Annotated in this window: 1 protein-coding gene; it reads right to left on the minus strand. The window is 52.4% G+C overall.

Going from position 1 to position 231, the window contains the following annotated elements; all coding sequences use genetic code 11:
* Positions 1 to 231 (minus strand): hypothetical protein (locus H8K52_RS22170; protein ID WP_186924830.1); only part of this gene is annotated, 231 nt, incomplete at both ends.

Consider the following 231-nt stretch of genomic DNA (forward strand, 5'->3'; position numbering starts at 1 on the left):
TACCGCCGCCTAAGTTGTAAGCATAGGTTGAGGCGACGGTTGTTGTTGCGGACAAGGAGACTGTGTAGACCAAGTCATTGCCTTCGACCACATTGTCACCAGCAACGCCTGGTGCGCCTGGTTCGACTGTGGTGATGCTTGGTTGGTCATCATCAATAATACCGCCATTGCCTGTTACACCACCGATCACCAATGGTAAGGATTCTGGTGAGGCGGAATCGACGACACTGT

This window comes from Affinundibacterium seohonense (assembly GCF_014284305.1).
Taxonomy (GTDB): Bacteria; Pseudomonadota; Gammaproteobacteria; order Burkholderiales; family Burkholderiaceae_D; genus Undibacterium; species Undibacterium seohonense.